11 protein-coding genes are annotated in these 8,919 nt (G+C 64.6%); 8 read left to right on the forward strand and 3 right to left on the reverse strand.

All coding sequences use genetic code 11. The annotated features are described in order from the left end of the window. Positions 1 to 19 precede the first annotated feature (19 nt). The 3 genes from gmd to VGG51_12655 all read right to left on the reverse strand — a co-directional run bounded on the left by gmd (position 20) and on the right by VGG51_12655 (position 3,272). Positions 20 to 997 carry a GDP-mannose 4,6-dehydratase gene (gmd, locus tag VGG51_12645; protein HEY1883878.1) on the reverse strand — a complete coding sequence of 326 codons (978 nt, stop codon included), beginning with the start codon at positions 995 to 997 and terminating at the stop codon, positions 20 to 22. Positions 998 to 1,110: 113 nt separating this feature from the next. Beyond that, positions 1,111 to 1,977 carry a dTDP-4-dehydrorhamnose reductase gene (gene rfbD / locus VGG51_12650; GenBank protein HEY1883879.1) on the reverse strand — a complete coding sequence of 289 codons (867 nt, stop codon included), beginning with the start codon at positions 1,975 to 1,977 and terminating at the stop codon, positions 1,111 to 1,113. Beyond that, complete coding sequence (locus tag VGG51_12655) at positions 1,974 to 3,272, reverse strand: hypothetical protein (GenBank protein ID HEY1883880.1); 1,299 nt, start codon at positions 3,270 to 3,272, stop codon at positions 1,974 to 1,976. Before VGG51_12655 ends, rfbD begins: the two co-directional genes overlap by 4 nt. 27 nt (positions 3,273 to 3,299) lie before the next feature. Between VGG51_12655 and rfbC the strand changes: the two genes are divergently transcribed. The 8 genes from rfbC to VGG51_12695 are packed head-to-tail and all read left to right on the forward strand — an operon-like array spanning position 3,300 to position 8,855. Beyond that, positions 3,300 to 3,833: a dTDP-4-dehydrorhamnose 3,5-epimerase gene (rfbC, locus tag VGG51_12660; protein ID HEY1883881.1), complete on the forward strand. Its 534-nt coding sequence runs from the start codon at positions 3,300 to 3,302 to the stop codon at positions 3,831 to 3,833. 53 nt (positions 3,834 to 3,886) lie between these two features. Beyond that, a complete protein-coding gene (locus tag VGG51_12665; GenBank protein ID HEY1883882.1) occupies positions 3,887 to 4,528 on the forward strand; it encodes a sigma-70 family RNA polymerase sigma factor in 642 nt (213 codons plus the stop codon). Then, complete coding sequence (locus tag VGG51_12670) at positions 4,509 to 5,051, forward strand: zf-HC2 domain-containing protein (protein HEY1883883.1); 543 nt, start codon at positions 4,509 to 4,511, stop codon at positions 5,049 to 5,051. Before VGG51_12665 ends, VGG51_12670 begins: the two co-directional genes overlap by 20 nt. Beyond that, a complete protein-coding gene (locus VGG51_12675; protein ID HEY1883884.1) occupies positions 5,048 to 5,881 on the forward strand; it encodes a hypothetical protein in 834 nt (277 codons plus the stop codon). The genes VGG51_12670 and VGG51_12675 overlap by 4 nt, the downstream gene beginning before the upstream one ends. A 10-nt stretch (positions 5,882 to 5,891) precedes the next feature. Then, positions 5,892 to 7,100, forward strand: coding sequence for a PLP-dependent aminotransferase family protein (locus VGG51_12680; GenBank protein ID HEY1883885.1), 1,209 nt, complete (start codon positions 5,892 to 5,894; stop codon positions 7,098 to 7,100). Positions 7,101 to 7,115: 15 nt separating this feature from the next. Then, positions 7,116 to 7,583 carry a hypothetical protein gene (locus VGG51_12685; GenBank protein HEY1883886.1) on the forward strand — a complete coding sequence of 156 codons (468 nt, stop codon included), beginning with the start codon at positions 7,116 to 7,118 and terminating at the stop codon, positions 7,581 to 7,583. 17 nt (positions 7,584 to 7,600) lie between these two features. Then, entirely contained in the window at positions 7,601 to 7,870 is a 270-nt protein-coding gene (locus VGG51_12690; GenBank protein HEY1883887.1) for a hypothetical protein, read from the forward strand. A 13-nt stretch (positions 7,871 to 7,883) separates the two neighbouring features. After that, positions 7,884 to 8,855 (forward strand): ATP-grasp domain-containing protein, encoded by a 972-nt coding sequence (locus VGG51_12695; protein HEY1883888.1) that lies wholly within the window; start codon positions 7,884 to 7,886, stop codon positions 8,853 to 8,855. The last annotated feature ends 64 nt before the right edge of the window (positions 8,856 to 8,919 follow it).

The raw sequence follows: 8,919 nt of genomic DNA on the forward strand, positions 1-8,919 counted from the left end.
CCCGCACGGCGCTGCGCTCCTAGACCCGCGAGCGCGCGGCGAGCCGCTCGAGTTCGGCCTCGACCATCATCGTTACCAGCTGCTCGAAGCCGACTTCGGGTTCCCAGCCCAACTCTTGGCGCGCCTTCCCGGGATCGCCGATCAGCATGTCGACCTCGGCCGGGCGCACGAAGCGCTGATCGCGGACGACGTAGGGTTCGAACGATCCGAGCCCCGCAGCTTCGAAGGCGATGCGCACGAAGTCGCGCACGCTGTGGGTCCGGCCCGTCGCCAGCACGTAGTCTTCGGGGGACGGCTGCTGCAGCATCAGCCACATCGCGCGTACGTAGTCGCCGGCGAAGCCCCAATCGCGATGCGCGTCGAGGTTTCCAAGGCGCAGCTCGCGCGCGAGGCCGAGCTTGATCCGCGCCGCGCCGTCGGCGATCTTGCGCGTAACGAACTCCTTGCCGCGGCGCGGCGATTCGTGGTTGAAACAGATGCCGCTGCAGGCGAAGAGATCGTACGACTCGCGATAGTTGACGGTGATCCAGTGCCCGTAGACCTTGGCAACGCCGTACGGGCTGCGGGGATAGAACGGAGTCGTTTCCCGCTGCGGGGTCTCGACGACCTTGCCGAACATCTCCGAGCTCGACGCCTGGTAGAAGCGAATCCCCGGGTCGACTTGGCGTATCGCTTCCAGCACGCGAGTAACGCCGAGCGCGGTGAACTCGCCGGTGAGCACGGGCTGGCCCCACGAAGCCGGCACAAACGACTGCGCGGCCAGATTGTAGATCTCGTCGGGGCGAGCCTCGGCGATGATCGAAGTGATCGAGCTTTGATCGAGCAGATCGCCGGAGACGATCTCGATGTCGTCGACGATGTGCTCGATTCGCTCGTGCACCTCGGTGCTCGTGCGCCGCGTCATGCCGACGACGCGATACCCCTTATCAAGCAGCAGTTCGGCGAGATACGAGCCGTCTTGGCCGGTTATGCCGGTAACCAGCGCGGTCTTGCTCACCCGCGCGGCCGTCCGTGACGAAACCGCTGCGCGAGCGTAACCGCGGCGATCGCCCCGGCGAGCTCGCGGCAGCGCTGGATGCTTTGCCGGTCGATTCGCAGTTCCACAGCGCTCTATCTTACGCCAATCTGAGGCAAAGCCCCAAGATATTCGGCCAAGCCGGCACGCCAGGGCCGCAGGGAGATGCCGCGTTCGCGCAGCTTCGCATTGTCGAGCGCGGAGAAGCGCGGGCGAATCGCCGCGGCTTTCCACTGACCGGCAGTAATCGGCTCGATCGGCAACTCGACCCGGGCTTGCGCCAGCGCCTCCCGGGCGAATTCGAACCAGCTCACGGCTCCGGCACCGGCGGCGTGGTAGAGCCCGTAGACCTCCGTTGCAGCAAGCGCGCGCAGCGCATCGGCGAGATCGTTGGAATAGGTCGGCGAAGCGATGACGTCGGCTACCACCCGGACCGGCTCACCCGCGCGAGCCTGCCCGACGATCCGCTCGATAAAGGTAGGGCGATGCGCCGGCGAGCGAGAGGCGCCGTAGAGACCACAGGTCCGTACGATAAAAGCCGGGCCGCCCGCAGCCTCGACCAGGCGTTCACCCGCCAGGCGGCTGGCGCCGTAGGCGGAGAGCGGGTTGGGGGCATCGCTCTCAGCATACGGCTCGCCTTTTTTCCCATCGAAGACGTAGTCGGTGCTGATCGTCATGAAGACGACCCCACGCGCGGCCGCGAGGCGGGCCGCGTCGCCGGCCGCGCGAGCGTTGATCTCGAATGCCCGCTGCGGCTCGGCTTCGCAGCGATCGACGTCGTGAAACGCCGCCGCGTTGACGAGCACCTCGGGAGCGACGCGGTCCAGCGCCTCCTCGAGAAGCGGTGTTTGCTCGATCGGGAGTTCGTCGTGAGCCGGTGCAACGATTTCGAAATCGCGCCATCGAAGGGCGATCGCGGTTCCGAGCTGCCCGGATCCGCCGATCACGAGGACGCGCTTCACACCGTCGAGCGACGGCCGTTCGAGCGCCGCTGCAAAAGCAGTGCAACCGTAACGGCGAGCGCCGCTGCGAAGTTCCCCAGCACCATGATTTCGACGACGGCGCCGAGCGTCGGATGGATCGCGATGATAGCGGTTAGGGTGCCCAGCGTACAGACGAAGAGCGGTATCGTAAAGCCGAGACGGTGCGTCGCGATGCCGTAGTAGGTCAGTGAGTTCGTCAGTGCGAGCAGCACCATCGCGAGGCCGTACTTCACCAGCAATGGCGCGGCGGCGTCGTAGGCGTGGCCGACGAGCGCGTGCAGTACGTCGAGTCCGAAGAAATAAAAGATGAAGATGCCGCAGAGCGCGACGGTCACGAGCATCGTCAGGCTGCCGGCCAAGACTTCTCGCGTCCGTGCGCCGCGCGCGTGGCGATCGGCGGCTTGCGGCAGCAGAACGGTGGGGACAAACCCGACGAGGTAGAGCAGCATCTTGCCGCCGAGCGATGCGGCGGCATAGAGCCCGGCTTCGTGCGGCGCGAAATAGTGCTTCACCAGTACGACGTCGGCCGAACCCATCAGCGCGATCGCGATCGTCGCCGCCGCGGCACCGGCGCCGGCGTTGAGAATGCGCTGCCAGTCGTAGCGCACGGCGCGAGGCTCGGAAACGATATACCGCCGCTTCAGACGCATTCCGAGATAGATCAGCGCGCACGCCGGCCCGAGAATGAAGCCGGCGATGCCGCCGCCCAGCCGCAGCCCGAGCGCGATGAGCACCGATATGCCGATGACCTTCGCGATACCCTCGGCAGCATTTGAAAAGCCGTAACCGACGAAGTCTTGCGTGCCCTGAGCGATGGCGCGCAGGGCGTTGACGAAGAGCGTCACGCCCGCGAGCAGGCCGACAAACGGCACGGACCAGACCGGCACGTGGAGAAAATGCGCAAACGGAAACGCGCCGATCGTCGCGACGATGAGATAGAGCGCTCCCAGTTTTGCAAAGCCGCCCGCAATGCTGTCGGTCAATCCGCGCAAGTGGCCGTCGTCGTGGAGGGCACGAAACTCGGCAGCGAGCTGCGCCACGACCGGTGCGACAAAAGCGGCAGGCAGAGAGGCAATCAGCGCCGCGTTGATGAGGGCGTAGAGGCCACCGTATTCCGTAACGCCGAGCTGCCGGCTGGCGATGGCGTGCGCGACGAAGCCGCAAACGTTGACGACCATGCCGGCAGTGAAGACGAGAAGGCTTTGCTTGACGATTGCGCTGGCGCGCAGACGCTCGAGTCCCCGGCGCAGCAAAAGAGTGCGCGGTGGACTCATGCTGCCGTTCATCGAATCGACGTTCTCATGACGGTCGAGAATTTACCCCTTAGCGGCGCCTTGGTGCTGACACCGCGCGTCTTCACTGACGACCGAGGCTCATTTCGGGAGCTGTTCTCGCTCGATCGGTATCGCGAATGCGGCATCCGTGATTCGTTCGTTCAAGATAACTCTTCGCTTTCGCGCCGGAACGTCTTGCGCGGACTCCACGGGGCGGTGCGGATGTCAAAGATCGTCTCCGTCCTGCACGGCAGTGCCTACGACGTCATCGTGGACGTGCGGCCGGAAAGCCCGACCTATCGCCGCTGGTACGGCACGACCCTCTCGGCCGGCGACGGGCGCCAGCTCTATATCCCCAGCGGCTTCCTCCACGGCTTTCTTGCCCTCGAAGACCGGACCATCTTCTGGTACAAGCAGAGCGCTGCGTACGACGCGGCAGCGGAGTTCGCGGTGGCTTGGGACGATGCGGAGCTGGGCATCGATTGGCCGTTGAACGGGACGGCGCCGGTCCTCTCCGCGCGAGATGCCGGCAACCCGTCCCTTGGATCGCTTCGTGCGTAACAAACGCGCGCGGCCTAGGTAGAAGCCGCCAAAGGAACCGAAACGAGGGGAGGATGGCATTCCGTGATCAGAGCGACGAGGCTCTGGTGTATCGAGTGCGCTCCGGGGAAAGAGAGGTCTTCGGCGTGCTCGTCGATCGCTACAAGCGCGGCATAGCGAATTTCATCGGGGCGACGGTGCGCAATCCGTCGGAAACGGCCGATCTTTCGCAGGAGACTTTCCTGCGCGCCTACGCCCATCTGAACACGTTCAACCCGCAGCTTGGAAAGTTCTCGACGTGGGTCTACCAGATCGCGCGCAACGTGATCCGCACCTACCTTGCCAAATCCCAGCGCGCGCCGCAGCTGCAGGAGCTGCCCCAGGAGCAAACGCTGGAAACGGTCTTTGCCGATTCGTCTCCGCAAGCCGATCCGGCGGGCGGCTTGTTGCGCAAAGAAGCCGAACGCGAACTGCGTGCGGCGCTCGCCGAACTGCCGGAACGGACGCGAAACGTGCTGGCGCTTCGTTATTTCGACAACATGGAGTATCAAACGATTGCGAGCACGCTGGGCCTGTCGCTGGGTAACGTGAAGACGTTGATTCATCGCGGCAAGATTGCTCTGACCAAGAAGATGCGCGAGCGCGAGGCGCTCGCCGTCGGATCATTGGAATCGGTCGGACAGAAGGGGGGCCCGAATGCGCTGCTCCTCGTTTGAGCCGCTGCTCGACGCGTATCTCGAGGGGATGCTGAGCATCCGCCGCACCCGCGCGGTCGCTCACCACCTCCGCCACTGCACCGCCTGCGAGTCGCTGCTGCACGAGCTGCGCGTCGTCGATGCGCTGCTCGCCACCGCAAGCACCCCGGGCAGCGTCGGGTCGGAGTTTACCAAGACGATCGTTTCGCAAGCCCGCCAAACCGCGCCGCACACCGTGCAACGTTTCCCGCTCTGGGTGCCGCTGCTGGGTTACCTCGCCATCGCTTGGGCGTTGCTCGGCTTTGCAGCTTCGCGCGCTCACGATTTCAGCGGGTTCTTCGCAGCCCTGGCCGCAGAGACCGCACGCAGCCTCCTCGCCGTCGACGCCGCCGTGCGCGTCATCTCGCCGGCAACCTCGGTCCTCGCCGCGGCCGTGAGCGGCGTGCTGCTGCTCGACGTCGTCCTCTTTTGCGCAATCTTCTACGGCTATCGCCGGCTGCGGCCGATGCTGGCCGTCTACCTCGCCCGGAGCCCTCGTTTGTGATAAAGCGCTTATCCCTCATTGCGGTCGTCCTCATTGCGATCGTCGCCCTCGCCCGGCCGGCCCTTGCGCAGACGCAAGCGATTTACCACGGCGGCACGTACTTCGGCTCGGTGGTCGTCGAGCCGGGACAGGTCGTCGACGGGGACCTGACCGTGATCTTCGGCGACGCCACGATCGAAGGGATCGTCGAGGGAGATCTCAACGTCGTCGGCGGCAGCTACGATCCGCGCCCCGGAGGCGTGGTGACGGGCCAGGTTCACGAGGTCGGCAGCGCCGTGGCGCAGGCCGTCGTTCCGTGGGCGCCCTCGGAAGGAGGCTATGGCTACAGCGCCTTCGTGCCGGATCACCGCCTGCTCTGGCGGCTCTCCTGGAACGTGCTCGCGCTGCTGGTTTTTCTGATCTTTCCGCTGCGCACCCGGATGGTCTTGGATCGCCTCGAGCGTCATCCCGGCCTCTCCGTTGCCGCGGGCCTGGTCGGCTGCATCGCGGTAATACCGCTGGCAATTCTCCTGGCAATCACGATCCTTTTGATACCGCTGATCCTGCTGGAGATGGTCTTTCTGCTGGCGAGCGCCTTCCTAGGGACCGCCGCGCTGGCGCTGCTGATCGGGCGCCGGCTATGCGAGCTCGTGAGCCCGACGACGACCCCTTCGCCGCTGGTGGCACTGCTCGCCGGCATCGCCTTGATCACGGCGGCCGAGCTCGTGCCGGTGATCGGCACCCTGGTTTTGATCTTCGTTGGGCTGATCGGCCTGGGCGCGACGATCCTCTCCTTCACCTCGGACTCATTAGGGTCTCCAATAAGCGGACCGCCGCTGACCTCCGGCTAAATTAGGGGGGATGTCTACCATCTCGCGAGCCGCGAAGTTCGCGGAGCGGACGTCCCATCTTCGCGCTTCGACGATCCGCGAGATGTTGAAGGTCACGCAGCAGCCGGACGTCATTTCGTTCGGCGGCGGACTTCCCGCGCCCGAACTTTTTCCGATCGAGGAAATTACCGAGGCGGTGCGCCTCGTGATGGAGCGCTACGGGCCTGCCGCGTTGCAGTATAGCGTCACGGAGGGCATTCCCGAGATGCGCTGCTGGGTCGCTGCACGATTGGCGCGGCGCATCGAGCGAGACGTCGACCCCGATTGCGTGACGATCGTCAACGGTTCGCAGCAGGGTCTCGATCTGATCGGCAAAGTCTTCCTCGATCCGGGCGATCACGTCGTGCTCGAGGATCCCACGTACCTCGGTGCAATTCAGGCCTTCGATGCCTATCAAGCGCGTTATCTCACCGTCGACACCGATGAAGACGGCCTGATCCCCGACGCGCTTGAGCGCGTGCTCGAACGCGCCGATCCGTTTCCGAAGCTGCTCTACCTCGTACCGAACTTTCAAAACCCGACCGGCCGGACGCTCGCGGCGCGCCGGCGCGAGATCGTCGTGCGCATCTGCGAACGCTACGACCTGCCAATCGTCGAAGACGATCCATACTGCGAGCTGCGCTTCGAGGGCACGGATCTCCCCTCGCTGATCTCCTACGAGACGACGGCTCCGATCATCTACTCCGGAACCGGTTCGAAGATCATGGCACCCGGCATGCGCATCGCCTGGCTCGTAACGCGCGACGAGGAAATTCGTGAGAAGGTCGTGCTCGCCAAACAAGGCGCCGACCTGCACAGCGGGACCTTCGCGCAGTACGTCTTCCATCAATACGTCAGCAGCGGCGACGCCTTCGAGTCGCACGTCCGGCGGATCGCGGAAACCTACGCGCGGCGCCGCGGCGTCATGGCTGAGGCCCTCGCCGAGTTTATGCCGGAGGGCGCCCGTTTCACGCGCCCGGCGGGGGGAATGTTCCTTTGGGTGACGGTCCCCGACGTCGATACGACGGCGCTTTTAAAGATCTCCGCCGAGTCGAAAGTCGTCTTCGTTCCGGGCGTGAGTTTCTATCCCGGGCGCGACGTCCACGACGGAATGCGTTTGAACTTCTCAAATGCCTCCGAGAAGAATATCCGTATCGGCGTCGAACGGCTCGCCCACGCAATCACCGTCTACAAAAGCTAAAGGAGTCACAGTCGCGTGGCAGCAGGTTTGGTCATCGGAATCTATCCCGGCACGGATGCCGCCGCGCTCGAAAGCGCGCTCACGGCCGCACAAGTCGACCCCACGCACGTGAAGGTCCTGGCAAGCGACGGAAGCTGCACCGAGTCGTCCACGTTACTGCACTTCGTCAACGTCGTCACCGAAGTCGACTCGGACGCCTACGCCGACGAGATGACGCGCGGCACGGGGGTGCTTCCCGATTCCGGAGGAACCTCGGTCCCGGGAATCGGCGGACCCGACCTCTGGTCGGATATTTTCGTCCACGGCGGCACGACCAAACACTACCTCAGCGCGTTTCCGGTCCCCGACGACGAAGTCGACAACTTCGACGATGCGATCGACGAAGGGCGCTCGGTCGTCCTGTATCCCGACCCGGGTGCCGACGCACCAAAGATCGCGGCGGCATTCAAGGCGGCGGGTTTACAGAACGTTCGATCCTACTAACGCCGCTTAGCTCGCGCATGAAACGGGCGCTGCTTACCAGCATCGCGCTTGCGCTCGCTGCCTGCACCTCTCACGCCAACTATGGCTACAACAACCTCCCGAAAGGCTATCACTGGCGAGCAGTGTACGATCGACGCGAGAAAGCGGTCGTATTCTACGGCGTCGATCCGATGACGCGCGATAGCATCTACGTCGGGCCCGATGGCCAGTTCTACATCTTTCATCATTCGGGCACGATCGAAACCCGCGACTTTCGGCGTCACTGGACGCCTCACGATGCCCTTTAATCCCCGGCGCGTCATGATCACCGCGGGGGGCACAGTCACCGCGCAGTCACTGATCAAAGCGCTGCGCGATGACGGCCGAGCTCGCTTCATCGCCGCCGGCGACATGGATCCTCGCTGCGCGACCAAAGCCTTCGTCGACGATTTCGTGCTGCTGCCGCGCGCGGTCGCCCCCGGCTTTGCACAGGCGTGCTTGGAGGCCGCGCGGCGGCTGCAGATCGGGCTCTTCGTCCCGCTGATCGTCGAGAGCGAGTTTCCGCCGCTCGACGAGGCGCGCGAGCGGTTCGCATCGATCGGCTGCCATCTGCTGGTGCCCCCGCGAGACATTTTCAGCAAGACCGGCGACAAACTCGAGTTCGCAGATTTCCTCGAAGAGATCGGCGTCCCCGGACCGCTCACGCGCGCTTACGAGCCGGGCATCGAGATCGAACGCTTCCCAGTCTATCTTAAGCCGCAGCGCGGCTCCGGCTCGGTCGGCACGGCGCGCATCGAGAGCGTCCATTCCCTGCACGAAACGGCGCGCGGCCGCAGCGGCCTCATCGTCCAAGAGGCGGTCGACGGTACGGAGTTTACCGTCGACTGCTTCGCTGCTGCACCGGGTCGCGTCGTCGCCGCGGTCCCCCGCGAACGCATCGCGATCAAAGCCGGCGTATCGGTTAAGGGCAGAACTTATCACCATCCCTTGATCGAGCGAATCGTCCGCGACGTGGTCGAGCGCAGCGGCCTGCAAGGCCCCGCCAACGTTCAGGGGATGCTGCGCGAGGACGGCAGCTTTTCGATCTTCGAGATGAACCCGCGCTTCTCCGGAACGCTCGCGCTAACGACTGCCGCGGGCATCAACTTCGCCACGCTGCTCATCGACATGGTTGAAGGAACGCCGATCCCGGACCTTATCGGCAAACACGAAGCCGATCTCACGATGATGCGCTATTGGAGCGAAGTCTTCGAAGACTCAAGCGGCCTCATTCGTCTCGGCGCCGCGCTCTAAACGGCTTACTCGTAACGCTCTCGTTTGGAGGGCGGCTGCAGGCGAACTCGGACACATTTGTCGG

This window comes from Candidatus Cybelea sp., from assembly GCA_036489315.1.
In the GTDB taxonomy this organism is placed as follows: Bacteria; Vulcanimicrobiota; Vulcanimicrobiia; order Vulcanimicrobiales; family Vulcanimicrobiaceae; genus Cybelea.